Origin of the sequence: Pseudonocardia zijingensis, from assembly GCF_042657305.1 — a bacterium.
Classification (GTDB): domain Bacteria; phylum Actinomycetota; class Actinomycetes; order Mycobacteriales; family Pseudonocardiaceae; genus Pseudonocardia; species Pseudonocardia zijingensis.
In genome coordinates this window covers 65,468-90,225 of record NZ_JBHSKO010000002.1, presented here as the reverse complement: position 1 = coordinate 90,225, position 24,758 = coordinate 65,468, and the positions used below count along the sequence as shown (strand labels likewise).

The following is a 24,758-nucleotide window of genomic DNA, read 5'->3' as shown; positions in this document are numbered from 1 at the left end:
TCAGGTGCCGGCCAGTGCGCGCAGGGTGCGCGCCGGGCTCGGGCGGCCGAGGCGGGTGGCCAGCCAGGTGCTGGTCTCGGCCAGCTTCGCCAGGTCGACCCCGGTACGGATGCCGAGGCCGTCGAGCTGCCAGACCAGGTCCTCGGTGGCGAGGTTCCCGGTGGCCGAGCGCGCGTACGGGCAGCCGCCGAGACCACCGGCCGACGCGTCGATCGTGGTGACGCCGCGCTGCAACGCGACGAGCGTGTTGGCCAGCGCCTGGCCGTAGGTGTCGTGGAAGTGCACGGCGATGCGGTCGATCGGTACGCCGGTGGCCAGCAGCGCGTCGAGCAGGGCGCCCACCCGGCCCGGGGTGGCCACCCCGATGGTGTCGCCGAGGCTCAGCTCGGTGCAGCCCATCCCGATGAGCCGGGAGGCCACGGAGACGACCTGGTCGACGGGCACGCGGCCCTCCCAGGGGTCGCCCCAGCACATCGACAGGTAGCCCCGCACCCGGCACCCGGCCTCCCGGGCGCGGGCCACGACGGGGGCGAACATCTCCAGCGAGTCGGCCACCGTGCGGTTCAGGTTGGCCTTCGCGAAGCTCTCCGTGGCCGAGCCGAACACGGCGATGTCGGTGACGCCGAGGTCCACCGCGCGTTCCAGCCCTCGCCGGTTCGGCACGAGCACCGGGTAGCGCACCCCCGGCTTGCGTTCGAGGCGCCGCAGCACCTCCTCGGCGTCGGCGAGCTGGGGCACCCAGCCCGGGTGGACCAGGCTGGTGGTCTCCACGACGGTGTGGCCCGCGTCGACCAGGCGCTCGATGAACTCGACCTTGACGTCCGCCGGCACGAGACCGGCCTCGTTCTGCAGCCCGTCGCGCGGCCCGACCTCGCAGATCGTGACGCTGCTCGGCAGCCCGGGGAGCGGATCGACGCCGTAGCGGTTCATGCCTTGCCGGCGCGGAGCTCGGCGAGCACGCGTTCGGCGTGGTCGGCGCGCACCGCCTTGTCGGCGACGAGCCGGGCGACGACCGCGGGCACCTCCTCGGCGGTGGCGCCGACGGTGGTGGCGACGTTGCGGGCGTGCAGCGCCATGTGCCCGCGCTGGATGCCGTCGGTGGCCAACGCCCGCACCGCGCCGAAGTTCTGGGCGAGCCCCACCGCGACGATGATCTCGGCGAGCTCGGCGGCGGTGCGCACCCCCAGCAGCTCGATCGCGGCCTGCGCCACCGGGTGCGCCTTGGTGGCCCCGCCGACCAGGCCGACCGGCATCGGCAGCTCCAGCGTGCCGACGACGTTGCCGTCGGCGTCCTTCTCGTACCGCGACATCGAGGTGTAGCGCCCGGCCGGGGAGATCGCGTGGGAGTGCGCCCCCGCCTCGACCGCGCGGGTGTCGTTGCCCGTGGCCAGCACCACCGCGGTGATCCCGTTCATGATCCCCTTGTTGTGGGTGGCAGCCCGGTACGGGTCGGCCTCGGCCAGCGCCGCGCCGTGCACGATGTCGTCGACGACCGCCTCCCCGCCCAGCGCCTCTTTGTCGAACACCGCCCGGGCCCGCGACAGCCGCAGGTCGGCCTTGTTCGTGAGGATCCGCAGCAACGTCCGCCCGCCCGCGATCTGCCCGGCGCGCTCGGCCACCGCCTCGGCCATCGTGTTGACCGCGTTCGCGCCCATCGCGTCCCGGACGTCCACCTGCAGGTGCGCCACCACGTAGGTGCCCGCCCGCGACTCGACCACCCGCACGGCGATGTCGCGCACGCCGCCGCCGAACTTCTCCAGCACGGGATCCTGCGCGTTGGCCAGGTCGATCAGCTCCTGGCGCGCCTCGAGCAGCCGCACCCGGCCCGCCTCCGGGTCCCGCACCCCCACGATCTGCACCTGGGCCTGCATGATCGGCGCGGTCGAGGAGGTGCTGAAGCCGCCGTGGATCCGGGCGACCTTCGCCGAGTTCGAGGCGGCGGCCACCACCGACGCCTCCTCGGTGGCCATCGGCACCAGCACCTCGCGGCCGTTCACGACGAAGTTCGTCGCCACCCCCAGCGGGATCCCGAAGACCCCGACCACGTTCTCGATCATGTGATCGGCCAGGCCTGCGCCGATCCCCTTCTCCGGGGCGAACGCGGCGAGCCGGTCCGCGTCGAGGCCTGCCGACTCCGCGACGGTCTTGCGCCGGGCCTCCACGGACAGGTCCCGGAGACCCTGAATGCGACTGGTGCGCGACATCGCCCCTCCCACTGCGGCGTGGCTTCTCGTCCGCGAGGCGACGCTAGTGAGCAGCCGGGGCAGAAGGGATGTGTCAACCGTCCACGGAATCAGCGGGCGGCGTGGGCCATCGGCCCGGTGGGTGTCCCCAACCTCGCCCCGGACCGCGGCGGTCACCAGGTCATGATCGCTGGTCTGGTGCGTCTTCCGACGCCAGGTGTCGGAAAACGCACCGGTCTGGCGATCATGCCTGTGGTGGGTGACCTCCTGGCGGCACCGCGCAGTCTCCGGGGCAGTTTCGCGGGCATGCTTCTCCTGGAAGGGGCGAATCCAGGGGTTTCGCGGCGACCAAGGGGAAATGGTCGCTCTTGGAGATCATCTAGCGACCATTTCACCTTGATCGACGATTTGGGGAGGCCTTTTCGACCACCAGTGCGCCCATGATCGGCGAGTTGGCGCATTCCCGTGTCGAAAACGCCCGTTTTTGCGCCAAACCTGTGATCATGCCTCCTCGTGGGCGCCAGGAGTCCCTAGCCGCGGTGGGGCGCCGACAGCCTCGCCACGCGGACCGCGACGCCGATCCGGAAGAGCCGGTCGGGCTCCTGCCAGTCGTCGCCGAGCAGTTCGGTGATGCGCTCCAGCCGCTGCAGCACGGTGTTCTTGTGCAGGTGCAGGGCGCGGCCCGCGGCGACGGGGCTCAGGCGGTTGTCCAGGTAGGCGCCGATCGTGGTGAGCAGGTTCCCGCCGCGGGTGGCGTCCCAGTCGAGGATGGGGCCGAGGACGTTGCGCACGAAGGTGGCGACGCGGGTCTCGCCGGGGCCGAAGAGCGCGGTGTAGGGGAGGTACTCGTCGCTGGTGACGGCCGCGTCGGTGATCCCGAGCGCGGGGAGCACGCGGGCGCACGCCGTCGCGGCCTCGAGCTGGGCGCGCACGTCGCGGGGTACGGCGTCGAGCTCCGCGGCCACGGCGAGCGCCGGCTGGTCGATCGCGCGCCGCACCGCCTTGTGGATCAGCGTTGCCGCGGCGGCCGGGTCGGTCTCGCAGGTGAGCGCGACGACCCAGTCGGCGTGCTCGCCGATCAGCCCGCCACTGCCCGCGGCCCGTCCTGCGGCGCGGGCGGCGGGGCGGCGGTGCTCGGCGGGCAGTGACACCACCACGAGCGTGCGGAGCTCGGCGGTGCGGATGCCGCGGGCCAGGGCGCGCTGCGTGACGCCCGCGCGGCGCTGCGGGTCGTCGGACAGCAGGTCGGCGAGCAGGTCGCCGCGCACCCGCTGCTCGGCCTCCACCAGCGCGTCCTGCTTGAGGCTGAGCAGCGCCGTGATCTGCGCGGCGCGTTCGGCGGTGCGCAGCTCGACGGGCCCGAACTCCACCGCGCCCGGTTCGAGCACGAGCGCCCCGAGGAACGTCTGGCCCGCCACCACGGCCACGACCACGTCGTGGCCCGACCCGGGCAGGGTCACGCACCGGCCGCTGCGCCTGCTCTCCTCCACGGCCTTGCGGATCTCGTCGCGGCGCGAGCCGTCGTCGCCCTCGAGGTCGGCGTCGAGCACCGTGACGCGGCAGCGCAGGGCCTTCCCGAGCGCGCCGGCCACGGCGGTGGTGTCGCCGCCCTGCAGGACGAGCGTGGTGAGGTCGGAGTGCACCTCGCTGGCGCGTTCCATCGCCTCGACGTGCCGGGCGAGCTGGCCGTAGGCGCGCCGGGTCTCCTCGGCCGCCTCCTGCGTGCGGGCGAGCAGGCGTGCGGTCTGCAGGACGACGGCGGCGTGGTCGGCGAACGCGGACAGCAGCGAGATCTCCTCGGGGGAGAAGGAGTGCTCGACGCGGTTGGCGGCGAAGAGCACCCCGATCACCTCCTCGCCCGCGAGCAGGGGGACGCCGAGGAGGGAGACCAGGCCCTCGGCGGCCACGGTGGCGTCGATGTGGGCGTCGTGGGGGGCCTGCGTCATGCCGGAGTAGCTGGAGGTCCAGCAGGGCTGGCGGCGCTCCACCACCAGGCTGGCCAGCCCCATCCCGGGCGGGACGCGCAGGCCGAGGAACGCCGGGGCGACGGTGCCCAGCGTGGTGCGCACCCGCAGCTCGCGGGTGCGCATGTCGAACTCGGACAGGTACGTGACGTCGGTGCCCACGAGGTCGTGGGCGCGCTCGACGAGCCGTTCCAGCAGCTTGTCGACGTCGCGGAGCTGCGCCAGCTCCCGTGCGCTGGAGAACAGGGCGGTGAGCTGCCGGCCGCGCCGCCGCCACCGCTCGGATCCGCCGCGCAGCCGGCTGATGCCGTCGCCGACCCGGGCCGCCGCGTCGGCCGGGAGATCCAGGTCGCCGAGGAGGTCGCGGATCTCGGTGTCGTCGACGTCCCGCTCGGCCGCTGCCGCGTCGAGCAGGGCGACCACGGTGTCGACCGGGATGGTCGCGCTCATCGGTTCGCCTCCGGATCATGGTGGACCGTGGGTCCACCGTCGCCGCATCGGGTGTGGGCGGACCTTACATAGCGACGGGCCGTCGCCGCGCTGCGCCGCCGATCTCGGGCGTCGCGAGGTGGTCGAGGTCTCAGGATGGGCCGTGGGTACACCCGCGCCGGGCGGATCGGTGACCGCCGGACCATGTGCGCAGGACAGCGCCCGCTCTAGCGTGCCCCTGACCAGCGGACGCCACGCCGGACGGCCCCCCGCCGTCGGGCCCGGACGCCGGAACACCGAGCATCCGCTGCAGTTTCGCGTCCTCGCCGAGTACGACCCAGACGCAGTCGAAGGAGACAGCGGAATGACGCTTCACGTGGGCATTGACGTCGGTGGGACGTTCACCGACGCCGTGGCGCTCGTCGATGGCCGGGCCATCCGGGGCAAGGCCTTCTCGACCAAGGACGTGACCACCGGCATCCTCGGCGCCCTGCAGGTGCTGCAGGAGCGGGCGGGCATGGGTGAGGCGGAGTTCTTCGCCGGCGTGGACCGGTTCGTCCTCGGCAACACGATCGTCACCAACGCGGTCGACGAGCAGAAGTACGCGGCCGTCGGGCTGCTGACCACGCAGGGCTTCCGCGACACTCTGCGCATCGCGCGTTCGGCTCGCACCGACGAGCGCGACCCCCACCGGATGAGTGCGCCCGTCGACATCGTCGAGCGCCGCCGCATCGTGGAGGTGGCCGAGCGGGTCGACGCGCACGGGCAGGTCCTCGTGCCGCTCACCGAGGAGCAGATCGCGACGGCGGTCGATGCGCTGCTGGCCACCGGCGCCGAGGCAGTGGCGGTCTGCCTCCTGTGGTCGTTCCGCAACCCGGCCCACGAGCAGGCGATCGGGCGCTACCTGCAGGAACACCACCCGGATGTGCCGTTCACCCTGTCGAGCAGCCTGACGCCGGTGTACCGGGAGTACGAGCGGATGGTCACCACGGCGCTCGACGCCGCGGTCAAGCCGCTCGTGGCCTCGCACTTCGAGCACCTCGCCGAGGAGCTGCGCTCGCGCGGGCTCCGGTCGCGCGTGCAGATCATGCAGGTGCACGGCGGGTTCCTGTCGGTCGAGGAGACCAGCAAGGCCCCGATCGCGATGTTCAACTCCGGCCCGGTCGGCGGGGTGACCGGGGCGCGCCTGCTGGGCAAGCAACTCGGCCGCAGGCGGGTGCTGACGGCCGACATGGGCGGTACCAGCCTCGACGCCGCCGCGATCATGGACGACGAGTTCCGGCTGCTGCCGCGCGCGGAGATCGGCGGCCTGCCCACGAGCCTGACCGCGGTGGACATCGAGACGATCGGCGCGGGCGGGGGCAGCATCGCCTGGGTCGACGGGCGCGGGCTGCTGCGGGTCGGCCCGCACAGCGCGGGCGCCACGCCGGGGCCCGCCTGCTACGGCAAGGGCGGCACCCGTCCGGCCGTGACGGACGCCGCGCTTGTGCTCGGGCTGATCAACCCCGACTTCTACCTCGGCGGCACCGTGGCCCTCTACGAGGACGCGGCGCGCGCCGCGATCCGCGAGCACGTCGCGGGCCCGCTGGGGCTCACCGAGGACGCCGCCGCCGAGGGCATCTACCGGCTCGCCACGTCCCAGATGTCGAACGCCCTGCGCAAGATCACCGTCAACCGGGGGCACGACCCGCGGGAGTTCACGCTCGTCGGGTTCGGCGGGGCCTGCGGGCTGTTCGCGGCGGGCATCGCCGCGGAGGCGGGCGTGCAGGAGGTCGTCGTGCCGCGCAACGCCGCGGTGTTCTCCGCCTACGGGCTCATGCACGCCGACTCGGTGTTCTCCGCCGTGCGCACCAGCCCGTGGACGATGCAGCAGCCCGCCGCCGAGCTGGACGCGGAGTTCGCAGCGCTCGAGGAGCGCGCGCAGGCCTGGTTCGAGGCCGAGGGCATCCCCGCCGAGCGGCGCGAGCTCTACCGCGAGGCAGACATGAAGTTCGTCGGCCAGATCTTCGAGGTCACCACCCGGCTGCCGGCCGGCACGTTCACCGAGGCGGACAAGGAGGCGTTGCGCGCGCAGTTCATCGCCGACTACGAGGAGGAGTTCGGCGCGGGCACCGCGTGGACCGAGACCGAGATCCTGCTGGTCAACTCCCGGGTGCGGGCGATCGGCCGCAGCGAGGTGCAGGACGGCCACGAGGTCGGTGACGCCGAGGGGCAGGTCCACCAGGCCTCCCGGCGCAGCATCGTGGAGCCGCTGACCGGCAAGCGCGTCGAGGTCGACGTGCACCGGGGGTTCGGTGCGCTGGGCCGCGCGAGCGGGCCGTGCCTGCTGGAGGAGCCCGACACCACCGTCTACGTGCCCAGCGGTGCCGAGGTCGAGCTCACCGACGGCGGCCACTTCCGCATGCGGCTCGACGCAGGCCTCTGACCCGCCACCGTCGAAGGAGACGATCATGACCAGCTCCCTGCCCGCCGGCTACGACCCCGTCACCCTCGAGGTCATCCGCATGCGCCTGGACTCCATCGTCGAGGAGATGGGCATCGCGATGATCCGCTCCTCGGGGTCGCCGGTGATCACCGAGGCCGGTGACTTCAACACCGCGCTGTTCGACCCGACCGGCCGCATCTACGCCTACTCCGACTACGTGCAGTTCCACATCGGTTCCGGCAGCGTGGCCGTGCAGAACCTGGTGAAGGCGATCGAGGGCGAGCCGCTGCACCCCGGCGACGCGTTCATCAGCAACGACCCGCACACCGCAGGCGCCAGCCACCCGCCGGACACCAACGTGATCTCCCCGATCTTCCACGAGGACGAGCTCATCGGCTGGGCGCAGTCGCAGGCCCACCTCGTGGACGTCGGCGGGATGACGCCCGGCGGGTTCGCGCCCGGCGCCACCGACTGCTACGCCGAGGCGCTGCGGCTCCCGCCCGGGGTGAAGATCTTCGAGAAGGGTGAGCCGGTGGAGTGGGTCCGCCGCACCCTGCTCAACAACGTCCGCGTGCCCGCCCTGTTCTGGAACGACGTCCGCAGCCTCGTGGCCAGCAACAACACCGGCATCCGGCGGCTGCTGGGCACCATCGCCGAGTTCGGCCTCGAGCAGTTCCGCGAGTACACCCGCCTGTCGTTCGAGCTGGCCGAGCAGGTGGTGCGCGAGCGCATCGCGGTGATCCCCGACGGCACCTACCGCGCGGAGGAGTGGACCGAGCACAACGGCCACGTCGACGACCTGTACCGCGTGGCCTGCACGATGACCAAGCGGGGCAGCCAGATCACCTTCGACTTCACCGGCTCGAGCGAGCAGACGGGCGGCTTCGTCAACTGCAGCTACGGCGCGCTGGTGGGCAGCGTCGCGAGCGCGGTGGTGCCCATCCTGGCGTGGGACGTGCCGTTCAACGAGGGCGTGATGACCGCGTTCGACGTGGTCGCGGAGCCCGGCACGATCGTCAACCCGACCCCGCCCGCGCCCATCAGCAACGGGCACCTCACCACGGGCGCCCGGGTGAGCAGGCTCGTCACCAAGCTGATGAACGAGGCGTGCCGGACCAGCGCCGACGACGTCATGCGCGGCCGCACCCAGGGCGTGTGGGCCGACTCGTGGACCGGCGGGATCTCCGCGGGCACGAGCGACGCGGGCGAGTACTTCGTGCTGTTCAACATGGACGGCGGGGGCATGGGCGCGGGCGCCCAACCGGAGATGGACGGCCTCGACTGCGCGGGCATGATGACCCAGGTCAACAACATGCTCCCCGACGTCGAGATGAACGAGATGCTGTATCCGGTGCTCTACCTGTGGAAGCAGCTCAACACCGCGAGCGCCGGGCACGGGGCCCAGCGCGGCGGGCTCGGCCTGCAGTTCGCCTGGACCCTGCACGGTGCGCAGGAGGTCGTGCAGACGGTGTTCGCGCCCAGCGCCCAGGTGGTGGCCGACGGCTTCGGCGGCGGGCTGCCCGCGGGTGGCAGCGGCCACGAGGTGCGTCGGGGCACCAACGTCGCCGCGCTGCTGCGGGAGGGCACCGTGCCCACGGACGCCGCGCTGACCGCCGAGCGGGCCGACCTGCTCGCCATCAACCAGCAGTCGGTGCCGATCGCCGCCGGTGACGTCTTCGTGCAGTGGATCGCCGGTGGCGGCGGCTACGGCGACCCGCTGCTGCGCGATCCCGCCCGCGTGGCGGCCGACGTGGCCGACGGCTACATCGGCGCCGAGACGGCGGCCGCCACCTACGGGGTGGTCCTCACCGGATCCGGCGTCGACGAGGAGGCCACCGCCCGGGCCCGCGACGCCATCCGCCGGGCCCGTCTGGGCGGCGAGCCGACCGCGCGCGTCACGCCCGGGTGCGCGGCCACCGCGTCCACCCCACAGCGCGACGACGCCGGCTGGTACTGCCCGGCCAGCGGCGCCCGCCTCGGCGACGACCCGGACTGGCGGCCGCACGCCGTGCGCGTCACGCACGTCGCCGCCGACCGGCTCGCCGAGCACGGCGTGCGCGTCCGGCACCGCGACGCGGGCCCCCGGGTGCTGATCGACGAGTGCTACAGCCCGGCCTGCGGCACCCTGCTGGAGGCCCGCATCCGCGTCGAGGAGGAGCAGCATGTCGCCTGAGGGCACCGAGGTACTGGAGGGGCTCTTCCCCGGCGGGCTCCCGCAGGGGGCGCTGCGCGGCGTGGTGGTCCTCGACATCACCCGCGTCGTCGCCGGGCCGTTCTGCTCGATGCTGCTCGCCGACCTCGGCGCCACCGTCATCAAGGTCGAGAACCCGCGGGAGCCCGACTACGCCCGCGGGTTCCCCCCGACGCTGCGCGCCGCGTCGGGGGACGACGAGTTCAGCGCGTTCTTCGCCCAGTTCAACCGCAACAAGATGGGCCTGACGCTGGACCTGGCCACCGCGGAGGGCAAGGACCTCCTGCGCCGGCTCGCGGCGCGCGCCGACGTCCTGGTCGAGAACTTCCGGGCCGGCACCATGGACAAGCTCGGCGTGGGCTACGAGGAACTGAAGAAGGTCAACCCGCGGCTGGTGTACACGGCGATCTCCGGCTACGGCCAGACCGGCCCGTACCGGCGCAAACCCGCCTACGACAACAGCGCGCAGGCCACCGGCGGGCTCTGGTCCATGAACGGGTTCGCCGACCGCCCACCGGTACGCGTCGGCACGATCATCGGCGACCTCTCGGCCACCTTCTACGCCGTGATCGGCACGCTCGCCGCCCTGCGGCACGCCGAGCGCACCGGGCAGGGCCAGCTCGTGGACGTCTCCCAGCAGGACTCGGTGCTCAGCCTCACCGAGAACGCCGTGGTGTCCTACACGGTGGACGGCAAGGTCGCCGCCCCGCTGGGCAACGAGCACCCGTTCGTCAAGCCCTACGAGCTCTACCCCTGCAAGGACGGGTTCGTCTTCTTCGGCGGCTACACCGACAAGTTCTGGCGGCTGTCGTGCGAGATGTTCGGCCGGCCCGACCTCGCCGACGACCCCGAGATCGACACGATGGCCAAGCGCTTCACCCCCGAGGTGTACGAGCGCCGGATCCGGCCGCTGCTGCACGAGTGGTTCGCCGACCGCACGAAGATCGAGCTCGAGGAGCTCGCCGGGGACCAGGTGCCGCTCAGCGCCGTCAAGAACATCGGCGAGGTCGTCGAGGACCCGCAGATCGCCGCCCGCGACATGGTGGTCGACGTCGAGTACCCGGACTTCGGCGAGCTGCGGATGGTCGGCTCGCCGATCAAGCTCGACGTCACCCCGACGAACCCGCGCGGGCTGGCCCCGAAGGTCGGGGAGCACACCGACGTGCTGCTGCGCGCCCTCGCCGACCTCGACGACGAGCAGATCGCCGCCCTGCGCACCGCGGGCGCGATCTGATGGCCGGGATCGAGCTCGACCGCGACGGCCCCGTCGCGATCATCCGCTTCGCCCGCCCGGAGAAGCTCAACTCCCTGACGCTGGCCATGTACCGGGAGCTGGGGGAGGCGTTCGCCGAGGTCCGCGACGACGACGCGGTGGCCGTCGCGGTGCTCACCGGGGCGGGGGAGCGGGCCTTCTGCGTGGGGGCCGACCTCACCGAGTCGATCCCGGCCCTGGCCGAAGGGCGCTTCGACATCTCCGAGTGGGACCCGGCCCACCAGAAGCACACCACGCTGTTCAAGCCGGTGATCGCCGCGGTCAACGGGCTGTGCCTCGGCGGCGGGTTCGAGATCATGCTGTCCACCGACATCCGCATCGCCGCCGACACCGCGGAATTCGGCCTCCCCGAGAGCGGTGTCGGCGTGGTGCCCGCAGGCGGGACCCTCACCCGGCTCACCCGGCAGATCCCGTACCCGTGGGCCATGCAGCTGATGCTGCTCGGCGACCGCATCAGCGCCGCCGACGCGCTGCGCTACGGCCTGCTCAACGACGTCGTCCCCGCCGCGGAGCTGCTCGACACCGCCCTCGACCGGGCCCACCGCCTCGCGGCGCGCAGCGGCACGGCCCTCGAGACGATCAAGGAGGCGGTGCTGCGGCTCGGGGACCTCCCGCAGGACCAGGCCTTCCACGTCGAGGCGCTCTACGGGCAGAAGGCGTTCACCGCGCCCGACGCGCGCGAGGGCCTCGCCGCCTTCGCCGAACGCCGCGCCCCGCGGTTCCCGTCCCGCGGCTGACCCGGGCCGTCACAGCCCCGGGACCGGGCTCAGGTAGAAGCGCGTCCAGGCGATCCGCCCGTCGCGGGTCGCCATGATCACGGGCCCGCGCATCACCGCCTGGGTGCCGTCCGGTGCGGTGCCCACCATCTCCCACTCGGACCAGAGCTCGTCGCCCGCCGCGGCGCGGCGCAGCACCTCCGCCCGGATGTCGGGGAGGCGGGCGAGGACCGCGACCCAGTTGGCGTGCACGCGGTCCGAGCCGGTGAACGACTCGGCGGGGCGGTGCGGTAGCTCGGCCCGGTAGTCGGGGGTGAAGCAGTCGGCGATGCGCTGCGGGTCGTGCGAGTTGATCGCGTCCCGGAGGCGCTCGATCGGGTCGGTCGTGGTCATCGTCGTCCTTCGTGAGGAGCGGTACCGTGGTCGATCGAGACAATAAAGCGAGCGCTCGCTCTATTTGAAGGCGGGTCGCTGCGAGCCCCGTCCCACGGGGGTGTCAGCTTCGGAGCGGTGTCTCGACGAGGTCGGTGAGCGCGGCGACGAACCGCTCTTCGTCCACCGGCACGCCGGCCGCCACCAGCGCGGCCAGCCCGATCACCGCGGCGAGCGCGACCTGGGCGACCGCGTCGTGGTCGCGCTGCTCGTCCGGCCCGGCCTCGGCGCGCAGGAGCTGCGCCAGGTGTTCCTCGAGCCGCTGGTGCACGGGCACGACCTTGGCGGCGAGCTCGGGCTCGACCGCGGCCTCGCCCCACACCTGCACCGAGAACCGGGCGTGGTCGCCCTCGGGGCCGCGTTCCTGAGCCAGCCGCGCGAGCAGGTCCCGCGCGCGCTCGGCGGGGAACTCCCCGTCCACCTCGCCGCCGTGGCCCTCGCCCGCCGCGATCACCAGGTCGACCTTGCTGGGGAAGTAGCGGTACACGGCGCCCATCGACAGGCCCGACTCCCGCACGACGTCGTTCATGCTGGTGCGGGCGAAACCGCGCTCGGAGAACAACGCGACGGCCGCGTCGAGGATCTGCCGGCGGCGGGCCGCCAGGTGTTGCTCGCTCACTCGCGGCACGTGGTCCTCCTGCCTTGCCCCACCGTGACGGCGGACCCTATCCGAGGTGCTGCGTATCCGTTGTACCCGTGATCGTCACGGGCGCGGCTCGCCGGAGACGACCTCCAACAGTGCGTCGACCATCGCGGCGGGGGCCGGGGGCAGCTCGCCCTGCCGGGTGGCCACCCCGATCGTGCGGGTCAGGGCCGGGGCGACGGGCACGAGAGCGACGCCGGGGAAGGACTCGACGGGGTCGCGGGGCACGAGCGTGACGGCGAGACCCGCGGCCACCAGCGTCATCTGGGTGAGGAAGTCGTCCACCACGTACCGGACGGTGGGTTCGACGCCGTGCCGGCGCATCGTCTGGATCTGGGCCTCGTGGTTGTCGGTGCCGGGGCGGCAGGCCGTCCAGGCCTCGCCCTCGATGCGGTGCAGCGGCACCGGGTCGGGGCCCGCGAGGGGGTGGCCGGGCTGCACCGCGAGCACCACCTCGTGGGTGACCAGCGGCCGCACCGTGACCTTCGGGGGGAGCCGCGCGGGCATCGTCGACCAGCTCTCGACGAGGACGACGTCGAGGTCGCGCGTCTCCAGCTTCGGGATGAGGTCGACCGCCTCCCCGGTCCACGCACGGGGCACCAGGCGGGGGTGCCGCCGGGCGAGCAGTCGCAGGGCGGGCGCCACCAGCGGGCCGACGCTGCTGTTGAGCGCCCCGATGCGGAGTGGTCCGACGGCCTCCCCGCGCAGGGTGGCGACCTCGGCCTCGGCAGTGGTGATCGTGCGGTCCACGTCGCGGGCCGCCTGCGCGGCGATGTGCCCCGCCGGGGTGAGGCGGATCCCGCGCCCCTCGCGCACGACGAGCGCGCAGCCGGCCTCCCGCTCGAGCTTCCTGATCTGCTGGCTGACGGCCGGGCTGGTGACGTGGAGCGCCGCCGCGGCGGCGGTGATCGAGCCGTGGTCGGCCACGGCGGCCAGCACGCGGAGGCGGTCCCACCCGAACACCGAAGAAAAGCTACTGATTGCCGCGCAGAAAAAGCAACTGGTGCTGAAGTGTCAGTGGTGTCACCGTGGATCGGTGAGCCTCGCGCAGCACCGCACCGACGCACCCACCTCGGCGTACGTCGCGGTCGTGCTCGGGGCCGCGTCGATGTCCGCCTCCTCGGTGCTGATCTCGCTCGCCGAGGTCGACTCGGCCACGGCGGCGTTCTACCGGTGCTTCCTCGCGGCCCTCGTGCTGAGCCCCCTCGCCGTGGCCGAGGTCCGCCGTCACGGCCGGCTCCCCGCGGGGCTGACGGGCGCGGCGCTGGTCGCGGGTGTGTTCCTCGGGGTCGACTTCCTCATGTGGAACGTCAGCATCGGCGACATCGGCGCCGGTATCGCCACCGTCGTGGTGAACCTGCAGATCGTCCTGTTCCCCGTGCTGGTGGGGCTGGTGAGCCGCACCCGCATCAGCAGGCGCTTCCTGTTCGCCCTCCCGGTGCTGACGGCCGGGGTCGCCCTCGCGGGCGGCGTGCTGGGCGGCGCCGGCGGTGGCGTGGGTGCCGACCCCGTGCGGGGCACCGTGCTCTGCGTGCTCGCGGCGGTGGCCTACACGGGGTACCTGTTCCTCAACCGCCGCTCCGGGGAGCGCTCACCGGCGCACCTCGTGACGCCGGTGTTCCTCAGCACCGCCGCGGCCGCCGCCACCGCAGGCGGCGCGGGGGTGGCGGCCGGCGGGATCCCCGTCGACCTCCCGGCGATCACGTGGCTGTGGCTGGCGTTGCTCGCCGTGTTCAGCCAGGCGCTCAGCTGGGTGCTGGTGGCGCGCGGGCTGCCGCGCATCGAACCCTCGTGGGCGTCGACGCTCCTGCTGCTGCAGCCGGTCGGGGCGGTCGTCCTCGCCGCCGTGGTCCTCGGGCAGGTGCCCACGGCGCCGCAGTTCACCGGGTGCGCCCTCGTCCTGCTCACCATCTGGCTCCTGGCCGCCGGTCCCCGGCTCGGGCGGGGCCGCCGCGAATGATCTTCCTCTTGGCCGGCCCACAGGGAGCCTGCGCAAGACTCGTGAGGTGAGCCCGCTCCCCGACGTCGGCCGCCGGTCCCCGGCCGGCGCGCCCCCGTCCTCCCGTTCCCGGATCGCACGCCGCGTGGTGGCGGCCGGCTGCGTCGGCGTCGGGCTCCTGGCGCTCCCGGACCTCCTGCGCATCGACCGGGTGACGCCGTTCGCGCAGGTGGTGTCGCTGCGGCCGTACGTGCTCGTGGGGGTGGCCCTGCTGGTGCTGGTCACGGCCGGGTTCGCGTGGCGGTTCCGGCAGCTCGTGCCCGCCGTGGCCGCGCTGCTGGCCGTGCTCGTCACCGGGGTGGCCATGACGGTGCCGCGCACCCAGGCCGGGCCGCTGCCGGCCACCGGGCGGCCGCTGACCGTGCTGACCTTCAACGCGCTGGACGGGGCGGCGGACCTCGACGCGCTGGCGGCGCTGATCCGCACCGAGCGGCCCGACGTGGCGGCGCTCATCGAGGTGAGCGAGACGTACCGGGACCGCCTCGCCCCGCTGGTCGAGCCGCTGGGCTACCGCATGGTCACCGCGACCGGCACCGACATGGACGGTGTCACCGACGTCTTCGGGGTCACCGCGCTCGTCGCCGGGCACCTGGGCGAGGTGACGAGCAGCGTCGACCGGTCGACGCAGTTCCCGATCGTCGAGGTCTCGGCCGCAGCGCTCGGCCCCACCCGGTTCGTGGCGTTCCACGCGGTCGCGCCCCGCCTCGGCGACGTCGCGGAGTGGAGCTCGGACGTGGCCAAGGTGGCGCGGTACTGCAGCGGCGGCCCTGCGATCGTCGCGGGCGACTTCAACGCGACCCTGGACCACTCGGTGCTGCGCGAGGCCACCACGGGTTGCTCGGACGCGGCCGCCCAGCGTGGGCAGGGCCTGCTCGCCACCTGGCCGACCTGGCTGCCCGCCTGGTTCGGGCCGCAGCTCGACCACGTCTTCGCGACCGACCCGATCGCCGCGGAGGACGTCGCGGTGCGCGAGGTCGCGGGCAGCGACCACCGCGCGGTGCTGGTGCGGCTGCGCCTCCCCGGCTGAGCCGCGCCGCTCAGGCCGGCAGCCGGCCGCGGCACTCCCGCACCAGGTCGGCCATGATCGCGCGGTCGGCCTCGTCGACGTGGTCGGCGTAGTACGCGTAGAGGCTCTCGCGGGCCAGCCGGGAGGCCAGCAGGCCGTCGCGGTCGGCGATGGCGTCGAAGACCGCCCGGTGGTGGCGGATCGACTGCAGCATGAGGGCGGTGCGGTCGTCGGCGTCGAGGATGGTGCGCTGGATGAGGGTGAGGACCGCTTCCCGGGTGACGTCGCCGTAGACGTGCACGAGCTGGTTGCCCCCGGCCTGCGCGATGAGCTCGTGGAACTCCATGTCGGCCTGGCTGAACTCGGCGTAGCCGCGGCGCATGCACTCCCGCATGCGCGCCATGTTGCGTTCGAGGCCGAGCAGCTGGGCGTCGGTGCGCCGGTTGGCGGCGAGGAGGTTGGCCGAGGCCTCGACGATCATGCGGAACTGCACGAGCTCGGCGAGGCCCAGCACCTTGGCCGAGGTCAGCATCTCCACCGAGCGGCGGACCGGAGCGGTGGTGACGGGCAGGACCAGCGGGCCGCGCGGGTCGCGGGGGCGGGACCGGACCAGTTCCATGTTCTCCAGCACGCGCAGCGCCTCGCGCACCGAGGCCCGCCCGATGGAGAACTGCTCCACCAGCTCGCGTTCGCTGGGCAGCCGGTCGCCGGGCTTGAGCTCACCCGCGGCGATGGCGTTGCGGACGTGGTCGACCACCCGCTGGTAGACCCGCTCGCCGGAGGCGGCAGCGTCGGTCGTCACCGTGCACCTTCCCAGAAAGCCCTGGCCGTCGCCCGAGCCTACCGGCCCGTGAGCCCGGCGAGCGCGCTCATCAGCGACGTCGCGGGGTCGCCGATCGCCGCGGGGTCGGCGTCGGCCACCCGCTGCGCGATCCGCCTGCCGATCCCGGCGGTGTCGGCGCCCATCCCGGGCCCGGCGAGCGCGGGCAGCTCGGCGAGCACGGCGGCGGTGGCGGCCTCGAGCGCCAGCGCCGCGTCGCGCTCGCCCAGCGCGGCCAGGCACAGGGCGCCCGAGAGCGCGGCGGCCGCCGGGTTGGCCCAGCCCCGGCCCGCGATGTCCGGTGCGGAGCCGTGCACGGGTTCGAACATGCTCGGGGCGCTGCCCGCGGGGTTGTGGTTGGCGCTCGCGGCGAGCCCGAGCCCGCCCTGCACGGTGGCGCCGAGGTCGCTGATGATGTCGCCGAAGAGGTTGTCGGTGACCACCACGTCGAACCGGCCGGGGTCGAGCGGCAGGTGCTGGCACATGGCGTCGGCGTGGACGTAGTCGTGCTCGACGTCGGGGTGGCGGGCGCCGACCTCGTCGACGACGTCCTGCCAGAGCTGCCCGGCGTGGACCAGGATGTTCTTCTTGTGGCACAGCGTCAGCCGCTTGCGGCGGGCCGAGGCTAGCCGGAACGCGAACTCGACCACCTCGGTGGTGGCGGCCACCGTGGTGACGGAGTGCTGCAGCGCCACGGCGTGGGTCGTGCCGGCGTGCGCGGTGGAGCCGCCGCCGGTGTAGAGGCCCTCGGTGTTCTCCCGGATGATCACCAGGTCGCAGTTGCCCGCCGTGACCCCGGCGACCGGGCTGGTGACGCCCGGGTAGAGGCGGACCGGGCGGATGTTCACCGACTGCCGGAACGCCACGCGCAGGGCCACGATCAGTCCCCGCTCCAGCACCCCGGGCGGCACCCGCGGATCGCCGACCGCGCCGAGCAGCACGGCGTCGTGCTCGCGCAGCCGGGCGGTGGACTCCTCGTCGAGCGCGACGCCGGTGTCCAGGTAGGACTGCGCGCCGAGCTCGACGTCGGTGGTGTCCACCCGGAACCCGAAGCGATCGGCGGCCGCGTGCACCCCCTGCAGGGCGGCGGCGGTGACGTCGGGTCCGATGCCGTCGCCGCCGATCACGGCGACGCGGTGGGTGCGGGTGTGGCTCACGTGAGGGAGAAGTCCTTCCAGGTCCTGCCCGTGGCCGGCTCGGTGTCGACCCAGAGCGAGGTGACGCAGTGCGGGCAGACGTAGGCGACGGCGACGAGGTCGTCGTGGACGTGGACCCGGCGGCCCAGGTCGTCCGGGCCGAGCACGACGCGCCCGGCGAGTGGCTCCCAGCCCGCCTCGAGCGGGCCGAGGGTCTCGCCGCAGTGCCGGCAGGAGGCGATGAGTCCCTGTGGGCCGGTGCGGGTGGTGAGCGACGGACCCCAGGTGCCGGCCGGTTCGCCGCCTGCGGGCGCGGCCGGGGTGCCCGCGGGGGCGGTCATCCGGGCGCGGCGCGCCTCCCGGATCCCCGCGCGCAGGGCCTGCGTTCCGTCCTCGTCCACGCCGATCCCGCCGACCCCGCCGACGCCTTCCCGCAGCGCCACGCCGTACAGCCGCGCCGCGGCATCGGTGCTCACCGCGCCGGCCTCGACGTCGGCCGCCACGCGTGCCGGGTCGCGCAGCAGCGGGTCGCCGTAGCCGCCACCGTTCTGCACGGTGCACTCGAAGACGTCGCCGTGCGCGATCCGGGCCGCGGGCGCCACGCCGGGCAGGACCTGGTGGTCGCCGTCCAGCTCGGAGAGCGCGGCGACGGGACGGCCCTCCCGCAGCCGGTCGAGCACGCCGGAGCCGGTGACGCGCTCGAACGCCGCGCACGAGCCCGGCAGCCCGCCGAACAGCCCGGTGCGGTTGGGCAGGGCGACGCCGTGCGTGCCGAGCACCCCGGTGACCTCGGCGGTGTCGATCGGGGTGAGCGCGAACTGGATGCCGTTGCCGCCGCGGAAGGTGCCCGCGCCGCCGGAGTCGGGAACCTGCCGGCGCCAGAGGTACAGCAGCGGGTGGCGCATCTCCTGCTGCTCGACGTCGGTGGCCCCGCCGCCGAGGATCACCATCGACCCACCCGTGTCGACGCCGTCGCGGAAGGAGAACGCGGGCCCACCCCACAGCAGCGAGTCCATGTACATCGACGCGAACGGCTCGCCGTGCTGGTCGATGCCGCCGAACTGGTTGAGCTGCCACGAGCCGTCCGACGGGCCGAAGGCGTGGTCGGCGTACCGCTCGCTGAACGACAGCATCTTCGCGATCGCGCCTGCCGCGGAGCAGGTGGCGGTCCAGTTCGCGCCCGCCGCACCGCCGGAGACCGGCATCGGCTCGACGGCGGTGACGCACAGCCCGTCCGGCGCCACCACCTCGACCGGCCGCATCAGCCCGTGGTTCCACGGGATGTCGGAGCCGAACGTGCACAGCATGAGCGTGGCGACGGCGCCGAGCAGGCCGCCGCGCGTGGTCATGCCGTAGGCGGGGGACTGCGGGCTGGAGGCGGAGAAGTCGAAGACGATCCGGTCGCCGGTCTTCTCCATCCGGCAGGGCACCTGCAGCAGCTCGATCCCGGCGTCGCCCTCGGCGCCGGACCCGTCGGGCCGGTCGAGGTAGGAGGTGTGCTCGTAGACGCCGTCGGGCAGCTCCCGCAGCATGGCGCGCAGCTCGGCCTCGGAGTTGTCGAGCGTGCGCTCCATCGTGGCGCGGACCGGCCCGGCGCCGTAGCGGTCGCACAGCTCGTGGAAGCGCTCCTCGGCCACCCGCAGCCCGGCGAGGAACGCGCGGAAGTCGTTGGCCACGGTGTGGTGCATCCGCGAGTTGAGGACGATCGTGTCCCACAGCTCCTGGTTGAGCACGTCGCGGCGCACGATCCGGCCCGGCGGGATCCGGATGCCCTCCTGGAACACGTCGGTGGCGGTGGTGCACCAGCTGCCCGGATCCATGCCGCCGAGGTCGACCTGGTGGGCCATGCACCCCAGCCAGGCCACGATCTCGCCGTCGCGGAACACCGGCTTGCAGAACTGCACGTCGTTCTGGTGCATGGCCGCGAGGTAGGGGTCGTTGATGATGAAGACGTCGCCGGGCTCGATGTCGTCGAAGCGGTCGAGGAACACCTCGATCGCCATCGCACCGGTGTAGATCGGCGTGAGCAGGTAGGTGCCGATGATCGCCATCTCACCGGCGGCGGTGTAGATGCCGAAGTTGTAGTCCGTGGCGTGCACGACCGGCGAGCCGGAGACGTGCTCCACGGTCGTCGCGCCCTCGGAGTTGATCGACCAGAGCTTGTGCCGGATGACCTCGAAGGTGACCGGGTCCACCGCAGTAGTCATGTCCGTCCTCCCTCAGCGGTTCCGGATGACGATGTCGCCGGACCCGTCGACCTCGGCGTCCTGCTCCGGCCCGATCACGACCGTGGTGTCGCGCAGCTCCACGATCGCCAGGCCCTCGATGCGCATCCCGTCGTGGAGCTGCTCGGGCCGGTACACCGTGGCGTCGCGCCACCCGCCGCCGCAGAACACCCGCCGCACGCCGGGCTCTCCGCCGCCGGAGCCGAGCGCGCCGGTGTCGACGTCGGCCTTCGGGACGGGGCTCGTGACCACCACCCGGAAGGTCGTGATCTCCACACCGCCCTCGAGGAACGCCGCACCCTTCCCGAAGCGGCCCTCGTAGATCTCCACGAACCGCTCCACCATGCCGTCGACGTCGGCGGCGGTGATCCGGTCGGTCTCGAACGGCACGGTGAGCACGTGGATCTGGGCCCGGAAGCGGATCTCGACCGACCGCGCCACGCGGATGCCGTCGGCGGCTGCCCCGGCCGCCACCAGGTGGGCGCGGGCGCGGTCGGCCAGCGCGTCGAAGGTGGCGTTGAGCTCGTCGGGCGGCAATGCGGCGGCGTGGTCGGTGGTGCCGGGTGGGGTCTGCATCGGCTTGGACAGCTCCTCGACCATGGTCAGGTCGGAGCAGCCGATGCCGAACGCCGAGTGCACGGACGCGGTGATCGGCACGACGATCTCCGGGCAGCCCAGCTCGGCGCCGTAGGAGAAGGCGTGCAGGGGCCCGGCTCCGCCGTAGGCGAAGAGGGCGAAGTCTCCCGGGTCGTAGCCCTGCTCGACGGTGACCTGGCGGACCAGGTCGGCCATCCGGGCGTCGACGATCGTCTTGATCCCCTCCGCCGCCTGCTCGACGGTGAGGCCGGTGGGCCGCGCGACGTGCTCGTCGATCGCCGCGCGCGCCTTCTCGACGTCGAGCACGAGCCTTCCGCCGAGGAAGTTCTGCGGGTTGAGGTAACCGAGGACGAGGTCGGCGTCGGCCACCGTGGGCAGCGTGCCGCCCCGGCCGTAGCAGGCCGGGCCGGGCCGGGCGCCCGCCGACCGGGGCCCGACCTGCAGCACCCCGCCGCGCACCGACGCGATAGAGCCGGCTCCCGCGCCGATCGCGCGCACCGCCACCGAGGGCAGGGCCAGCTCGTCGCGGCCGATGAGGGTGGTGTTGGACATGACGGGGCGGCCGTCGAGGACCAGCCCGACGTCGAAGCTCGTGCCTCCCATGTCCGTGGTGACGACGTTGCGGTAGCCGCCGCGGGCACCGAGGAACCGGGAGGCGACGACGCCGCCGACCGGGCCCGACATGACCGTGGCGGCGGCCCGCCTCTCGACCTCGGCGAACGTGGCCAGCCCGCCGCCCGACTGCATGAGCAGCGGCCCGGAGCGCAGGCCCGCCTCGGTGAGCGCGCGGTCGAAGGAGTCGAGCGAGGTCTTCAGCATCGGGCGCAGGCTCGCGTTCACCGCCGTGGTCAGCGTGCGCTCGTACTCCCCGATGCGGGGCAGGAACTCGCTGGACAGGGTGACCGTCGCGCCCGGCACCTCCTCCTCGACGATCTCGGCGATCCGCCGCTCGTGGGCGTCGTTCGCGAACGACCACAGCAGCGACACCGCGAAGACCTCCGCACCCGCGGCGCGCAGCTCGGCGACGGCCCGCCGGACGTCCGCCTCGTCGAGCGGGCACACGACGCGGCCCGCGTAGTCGATCCGCTCGGTGACCTCGGCGACGAGCCGCCGGGGCACCGCGGGCGGCTGCTTGACCAAGGTGCGGAACCGCTTGACCTCGTCCTCGCCCAGCCCGGTGCTCTTGAACCCGCGCATCACGCCGAGCGTGTCGCCGAAGCCGCGGGTCTGGATCAGCCCGACGGTGCTGTGGCGGCCCTCGAGCATTGCGTTGGTGGCCACGGTGGTGCCGTGCGCGAACACCTCGACGTCGGCGAGCAGCCGGTCGAGCGGCACCCCGCGCTCCTCGGCCGCCAGCTCCAGTGTGTCGAGCACGCCGCGCGCCGGGTCGTCGGGCACGGTCGAGGACTTGTAGCGGCCGACCCGGCCGCCCGCGTCGATCACGACCGTGTCGGTGAACGTGCCGCCGATGTCGGAGGCGACGTAGTAGGTGGGCATCCGGCGGTCACTCCTCTGTGACGGGCTGCGACGCCTGCGCCGCGCTCCGGTTCTGCTTCAGCTGGGCGATGGTCGCCTCGATGTGGGCCCGGGCCAGCCGCTCGGCGGCGGCCGGGTCGCCTGCCTCGATGGCGTCGGTGATGGCGGTGTGCTCGCGGATCGCCCGCACCGCGCTCTCCGGGCGGACGAGCGCGACCGGGGTGAAGACCTGCGCCGTCATGCGCAGGAGCGGCGCCTGGTTGATCACGAACTCGTTGCCGGACAGGTAGGCGATCTGCTCGTGGAAGTCCACGTTGGACTGCGTGTACCCGCGCGGGACCCAGGGGTCCACCGCGGCACGCTGGTCGTCGATCGCCCGCCGCAGGTGGCGGACCTGCTCCCGCTGGGCCCGCTCGGCGGCCAGCCGGGCGGCGAGGCCGTCGACGACGGCCCGCAGCTCGTAGGCGTCCAGCAGCGTGCCGAGGTCGCCGGTGACGACCCGCGCCCCCTGCCCGGCCGTGACCTGGACCAGCCCTTCCTGTTCCAGGAGCCGCAGCGCCTCGCGCAGCGGGGTGCGGCTCACCCCGAGCTCGGCGGACAGCTGCTCCTGCCGCAGCCAGGAGCCTGCCGGGTACCGCTGGGTGTAGATGCGCTCGCGGATCACCGAAGTGATCTCGTCGACGAGCGGGACCCGCTTCGACGACGGCATCCCTCCACCGTCCTCTCCGTCGAGTCCCGCGGCTGCCCGGGATTGGATCCAGCGCAGCGAAGGCTCGTCCATCTCTGGCGGCACGTCAAGGCCCGCAGTGCAACTGGCACGCGCTGTCGCGGGAAATCCCAGGTGAACGGGCTGAATCGGCGGACGGCATTGACCCTCGCCCGGCGGAGGGTGCATCCTCAGGCCACGTCGAGCTGGTCCGACCAGCAGGCGACGACAACCCCGCGAACACCCCACTGGCGACCACGTGGGCACCGCCGCGGTGCAGAGGAGATCCGAAGATGGGCTCGAAGCCGAGCTACCCGGTGCCCGACATCCCGCCCGGCCTGCCGGTGGGCCCGGACTGGGTGCCCGCCGGCACCACCGCGCCGGTCGTGTTCCCCTACGACGGGTCGGTGGTGGCCCAGGGCCCGGTCGGGTCCGTGGCACACGCGACGGCGGCTCTGGACGCGGCGGTGGCCGCCCGGCGCCCCGTCGGGAAGCTCGGCTCGGCCGCGCGGCGCGCGCTGCTGCTCGACGTCGAGCGGGAGCTCTCGGCGCACGCCGACCAGCTCGTGGACCTGCTCGTCGCCGAGACGGGCAAGACCCGCGGCGACTGCGCCGTGGAGGTCTCGCGCACCCTCTTCACGTGGTCGGCGGCCGCCGAGGAGGTGGCGCGCCTGCACGGCGAGACCGTGCCCCTCGACCTGCAGCCCGCCGGCTCCGGCATGGTCGGCTTCTGGGTGCGCAAGCCCATCGGCGTGGTCGTGGGGGTGGCCGGTTTCAACGCGCCGCTGCTGCTGGCCTCCCACAAGATCGCGCCGGCGATCGCGGCGGGCTGCCCGGTGATCTGCAAGCCGGCCCCGGCCACCCCGCTCGCCACGCTGTGGCTGGCCGACGTCGTGCGCCGGGCCGCTGTCGCGCACGGCGCCCCGGCGGAGATCGTGCAGGTCGTCACCGGCGACGCGGAGGTCGGCCGCACGCTCGTGACCGACCCGCGGATCGGGGCGGTGTCGTTCACCGGCTCGGCAGCGGTCGGTCATCGCATCGCCCGCGACGCGGCACCGCGCAAGACCCTCCTCGAGCTGGGCTCGAACACCGCGCTCGTCGTCGGTGCCGACGCCGACCTGGACAAGGCCGCCGACGCGGTGCTGCGCGGCGGGTTCTACTTCAACGGCCAGGCCTGCATCGCCGTGCAGCGGGTGATCGTCTGCGAGCCGGTGCTCGACGAGTTCGTCGCCCGGCTCACCGCCCGGATCGGTGAGCTGACCGTGGGGGATCCCCGCGATCCCGCCACCCGCGTGGCGCCCCTGATCGACCAGGCGGCCACCGACCGGGTGCTCGCGTGGATCGCCGAGGCCGAGCAGGCGGGCGCCAAGGTGCTGCACGGCGGCCGCGTGGTCGACCGCACGCTCGAGCCCACGATCCTGCTCGACGTCCCGGAGACGGCGCAGGCATGGTGCGAGGAGGTCTTCGCCCCGGTCGTCGCGATCAACCCGGTGCCGGACATGGCCGCTGCGCTGGACACGGTCAACCGCTCCCGCTACGGCCTGCACGCCGCCGTGTTCACCCGCTCGCTCGCCACGGCGTTCGCCGCGATCGAGGAGCTCGAGGTGGGCGGTGTCGTGATCAACGACGTGCCCGGTTTCCGGTCGGACATCATGCCCTACGGCGGGGTCAAGGACTCCGGCACCGGACGTGAGGGGCCCCGCTTCGCGATCGAGGAACTGACCGTCACCCGCATGGCCGTGATCCGGCCGGAATGAGCGAGACGATGACCGACAACCCCTACGGCGACCTGTTCCGGCTGGACGGCAAGCGCGCCCTGCTCGTCGGCGCGGGCGGGATCGGCCGGGAGGCCGCGCTCGCACTGGCCGCGCACGGCGCCCGGCTGGTGTGCGCCGACAAGGACGCCGCCACCGCCGAGGAGACCGCCGCGAGCGCGGGCGGCGAGGCCCTGGCGCTCGACGTCACCGACCGCGCGGCGGTGCAGCGGGCGGCGGGCGAGGTCGGACCCGTCGACGTGCTCGTGCTCACCGCCGCCACGAACGTCCGCAAACCGATCCTCGACTACGCGCACGAGGAGTTCGACCGCGTCGTCTCGCTCAACCTCGCGGCCACCTTCACGGTGCTGCAGGCGTTCGGGCGCGGCATGGTGGAGCGCGGCGCCGGGAGCATCATCGTGTTCTCCTCCGTGCGCGGCCAGGTCGTCGAGCCCGGCCAGTCGGTCTACGCCGCCACCAAGGCGGGGGCGATCCAGCTGGTCAAGACCGCCGCCGCCGAGTTCGGCCCGGCCGGGGTGCGGGTCAACGCGATCGCGCCGGGCGTCGTGGAGACCCCGCTCACCGCGCAGATCTCGGCCGACCCGGACTGGTACCGCGCCTACGCCACCAAGGGTGCGCTCGGCCGGTGGGCGAAGCCGTCCGAGCTGGCCGGGGCCGTGGTGTTCCTCGCGTCCGAGGCCGCGAGCTACGTCACCGGGTCGACGCTCATGGTCGACGGCGGCTGGACGGCCGTCGACGGCCGGTTCACCCCGCCGACCTGAG

The 24,758-nt window shown here is 73.4% G+C and carries 19 protein-coding genes; 8 read left to right on the top strand and 11 right to left on the bottom strand.

The window, feature by feature from the left end:
• From ACFPL3_RS04605 to ACFPL3_RS04595, 3 genes are all read right to left on the bottom strand, one after another.
• Nucleotides 1-930, bottom strand: a complete 930-nt coding sequence (locus ACFPL3_RS04605) for a hydroxymethylglutaryl-CoA lyase (RefSeq protein ID WP_343942819.1) — start codon at nucleotides 928-930, stop codon at nucleotides 1-3.
• The gene (locus ACFPL3_RS04600; RefSeq protein ID WP_343942818.1) at nucleotides 927-2,204 is read right to left on the bottom strand and encodes a hydroxymethylglutaryl-CoA reductase, degradative; all 1,278 of its coding nucleotides are present in this window, start codon (nucleotides 2,202-2,204) and stop codon (nucleotides 927-929) included. The genes ACFPL3_RS04605 and ACFPL3_RS04600 overlap by 4 nt, the downstream gene beginning before the upstream one ends.
• A gap of 509 nt (nucleotides 2,205-2,713) precedes the next feature.
• The gene (locus ACFPL3_RS04595) at nucleotides 2,714-4,597 is read right to left on the bottom strand and encodes a helix-turn-helix domain-containing protein (protein ID WP_343942817.1); all 1,884 of its coding nucleotides are present in this window, start codon (nucleotides 4,595-4,597) and stop codon (nucleotides 2,714-2,716) included.
• Nucleotides 4,598-4,940: 343 nt separating this feature from the next.
• Here ACFPL3_RS04595 and ACFPL3_RS04590 point away from each other — a divergent pair, with 343 nt between their 5' ends.
• From ACFPL3_RS04590 to ACFPL3_RS04575, 4 genes are read left to right on the top strand one after another with little or no spacing between them, the layout of a single operon-like run.
• On the top strand, nucleotides 4,941-7,001 hold the full coding sequence (locus ACFPL3_RS04590) for a hydantoinase/oxoprolinase family protein (RefSeq protein WP_343942816.1): 2,061 nt from the start codon (nucleotides 4,941-4,943) through the stop codon (nucleotides 6,999-7,001).
• A 25-nt stretch (nucleotides 7,002-7,026) separates the two neighbouring features.
• A complete protein-coding gene (locus ACFPL3_RS04585) occupies nucleotides 7,027-9,174 on the top strand; it encodes a hydantoinase B/oxoprolinase family protein (RefSeq protein ID WP_379588414.1) in 2,148 nt (715 codons plus the stop codon).
• Nucleotides 9,164-10,426 carry a CaiB/BaiF CoA transferase family protein gene (locus ACFPL3_RS04580; RefSeq protein WP_343947102.1) on the top strand — a complete coding sequence of 421 codons (1,263 nt, stop codon included), beginning with the start codon at nucleotides 9,164-9,166 and terminating at the stop codon, nucleotides 10,424-10,426. The genes ACFPL3_RS04585 and ACFPL3_RS04580 overlap by 11 nt, the downstream gene beginning before the upstream one ends.
• Entirely contained in the window at nucleotides 10,426-11,202 is a 777-nt protein-coding gene (locus ACFPL3_RS04575; protein WP_343947103.1) for an enoyl-CoA hydratase/isomerase family protein, read from the top strand. Before ACFPL3_RS04580 ends, ACFPL3_RS04575 begins: the two co-directional genes overlap by 1 nt.
• A 9-nt stretch (nucleotides 11,203-11,211) precedes the next feature.
• Here ACFPL3_RS04575 and ACFPL3_RS04570 read toward each other — a convergent pair whose 3' ends face one another.
• The 3 genes from ACFPL3_RS04570 to ACFPL3_RS04560 form a co-directional block, all read right to left on the bottom strand.
• Nucleotides 11,212-11,574 (bottom strand): nuclear transport factor 2 family protein, encoded by a 363-nt coding sequence (locus ACFPL3_RS04570; RefSeq protein ID WP_343947104.1) that lies wholly within the window; start codon nucleotides 11,572-11,574, stop codon nucleotides 11,212-11,214.
• Nucleotides 11,575-11,677: 103 nt separating this feature from the next.
• Nucleotides 11,678-12,232, bottom strand: a complete 555-nt coding sequence (locus ACFPL3_RS04565) for a TetR/AcrR family transcriptional regulator (RefSeq protein WP_343947105.1) — start codon at nucleotides 12,230-12,232, stop codon at nucleotides 11,678-11,680.
• Nucleotides 12,233-12,316: 84 nt separating this feature from the next.
• Nucleotides 12,317-13,219, bottom strand: coding sequence for a LysR family transcriptional regulator (locus ACFPL3_RS04560; protein WP_343947106.1), 903 nt, complete (start codon nucleotides 13,217-13,219; stop codon nucleotides 12,317-12,319).
• A 73-nt stretch (nucleotides 13,220-13,292) separates the two neighbouring features.
• On the opposite strand from ACFPL3_RS04560, the gene ACFPL3_RS04555 reads away from it, so the two are divergent.
• Both ACFPL3_RS04555 and ACFPL3_RS04550 read left to right on the top strand, forming a co-directional pair.
• On the top strand, nucleotides 13,293-14,216 hold the full coding sequence (locus ACFPL3_RS04555) for a DMT family transporter (RefSeq protein WP_343947107.1): 924 nt from the start codon (nucleotides 13,293-13,295) through the stop codon (nucleotides 14,214-14,216).
• Between the two features lie 46 nt (nucleotides 14,217-14,262).
• Nucleotides 14,263-15,282 carry an endonuclease/exonuclease/phosphatase family protein gene (locus ACFPL3_RS04550; protein ID WP_343947108.1) on the top strand — a complete coding sequence of 340 codons (1,020 nt, stop codon included), beginning with the start codon at nucleotides 14,263-14,265 and terminating at the stop codon, nucleotides 15,280-15,282.
• 10 nt (nucleotides 15,283-15,292) lie between these two features.
• On the opposite strand, the gene ACFPL3_RS04545 is transcribed toward ACFPL3_RS04550, so the two are convergent.
• From ACFPL3_RS04545 to ACFPL3_RS04525, 5 genes are read right to left on the bottom strand one after another with little or no spacing between them, the layout of a single operon-like run.
• Nucleotides 15,293-16,063 (bottom strand): FadR/GntR family transcriptional regulator, encoded by a 771-nt coding sequence (locus tag ACFPL3_RS04545; protein ID WP_343947109.1) that lies wholly within the window; start codon nucleotides 16,061-16,063, stop codon nucleotides 15,293-15,295.
• Nucleotides 16,064-16,101: 38 nt separating this feature from the next.
• Complete coding sequence (locus ACFPL3_RS04540; protein ID WP_379588413.1) at nucleotides 16,102-17,238, bottom strand: 3-isopropylmalate dehydrogenase; 1,137 nt, start codon at nucleotides 17,236-17,238, stop codon at nucleotides 16,102-16,104.
• On the bottom strand, nucleotides 17,235-19,424 hold the full coding sequence (locus ACFPL3_RS04535) for a hydantoinase B/oxoprolinase family protein (RefSeq protein WP_343939030.1): 2,190 nt from the start codon (nucleotides 19,422-19,424) through the stop codon (nucleotides 17,235-17,237). Before ACFPL3_RS04535 ends, ACFPL3_RS04540 begins: the two co-directional genes overlap by 4 nt.
• 12 nt (nucleotides 19,425-19,436) lie before the next feature.
• A complete protein-coding gene (locus ACFPL3_RS04530) occupies nucleotides 19,437-21,536 on the bottom strand; it encodes a hydantoinase/oxoprolinase family protein (RefSeq protein ID WP_343939032.1) in 2,100 nt (699 codons plus the stop codon).
• A gap of 7 nt (nucleotides 21,537-21,543) precedes the next feature.
• Complete coding sequence (locus ACFPL3_RS04525) at nucleotides 21,544-22,224, bottom strand: GntR family transcriptional regulator (RefSeq protein WP_343939034.1); 681 nt, start codon at nucleotides 22,222-22,224, stop codon at nucleotides 21,544-21,546.
• 290 nt (nucleotides 22,225-22,514) lie between these two features.
• Between ACFPL3_RS04525 and ACFPL3_RS04520 the strand changes: the two genes are divergently transcribed.
• Both ACFPL3_RS04520 and ACFPL3_RS04515 read left to right on the top strand, forming a co-directional pair.
• Nucleotides 22,515-23,978 (top strand): aldehyde dehydrogenase family protein, encoded by a 1,464-nt coding sequence (locus ACFPL3_RS04520; protein WP_343939036.1) that lies wholly within the window; start codon nucleotides 22,515-22,517, stop codon nucleotides 23,976-23,978.
• Entirely contained in the window at nucleotides 23,975-24,757 is a 783-nt protein-coding gene (locus ACFPL3_RS04515; RefSeq protein WP_343939038.1) for an SDR family NAD(P)-dependent oxidoreductase, read from the top strand. Before ACFPL3_RS04520 ends, ACFPL3_RS04515 begins: the two co-directional genes overlap by 4 nt.
• Nucleotide 24,758: the final 1 nt, after the last annotated feature.

Coding starts and splice junctions, on each gene's coding strand:
- ACFPL3_RS04605 (WP_343942819.1), bottom strand. CDS start 930: ATGAACCGCTACGGCGTCGATCCGCTCCCCGGGCTGCCGAGCAGCGTC.
- ACFPL3_RS04600 (WP_343942818.1), bottom strand. CDS start 2,204: ATGTCGCGCACCAGTCGCATTCAGGGTCTCCGGGACCTGTCCGTGGAG.
- ACFPL3_RS04595 (WP_343942817.1), bottom strand. CDS start 4,597: ATGAGCGCGACCATCCCGGTCGACACCGTGGTCGCCCTGCTCGACGCG.
- ACFPL3_RS04590 (WP_343942816.1), top strand. CDS start 4,941: ATGACGCTTCACGTGGGCATTGACGTCGGTGGGACGTTCACCGACGCC.
- ACFPL3_RS04585 (WP_379588414.1), top strand. CDS start 7,027: ATGACCAGCTCCCTGCCCGCCGGCTACGACCCCGTCACCCTCGAGGTC.
- ACFPL3_RS04580 (WP_343947102.1), top strand. CDS start 9,164: ATGTCGCCTGAGGGCACCGAGGTACTGGAGGGGCTCTTCCCCGGCGGG.
- ACFPL3_RS04575 (WP_343947103.1), top strand. CDS start 10,426: ATGGCCGGGATCGAGCTCGACCGCGACGGCCCCGTCGCGATCATCCGC.
- ACFPL3_RS04570 (WP_343947104.1), bottom strand. CDS start 11,574: ATGACCACGACCGACCCGATCGAGCGCCTCCGGGACGCGATCAACTCG.
- ACFPL3_RS04535 (WP_343939030.1), bottom strand. CDS start 19,424: ATGACTACTGCGGTGGACCCGGTCACCTTCGAGGTCATCCGGCACAAG.
- ACFPL3_RS04530 (WP_343939032.1), bottom strand. CDS start 21,536: ATGCCCACCTACTACGTCGCCTCCGACATCGGCGGCACGTTCACCGAC.
- ACFPL3_RS04525 (WP_343939034.1), bottom strand. CDS start 22,224: ATGCCGTCGTCGAAGCGGGTCCCGCTCGTCGACGAGATCACTTCGGTG.
- ACFPL3_RS04520 (WP_343939036.1), top strand. CDS start 22,515: ATGGGCTCGAAGCCGAGCTACCCGGTGCCCGACATCCCGCCCGGCCTG.
- ACFPL3_RS04515 (WP_343939038.1), top strand. CDS start 23,975: ATGAGCGAGACGATGACCGACAACCCCTACGGCGACCTGTTCCGGCTG.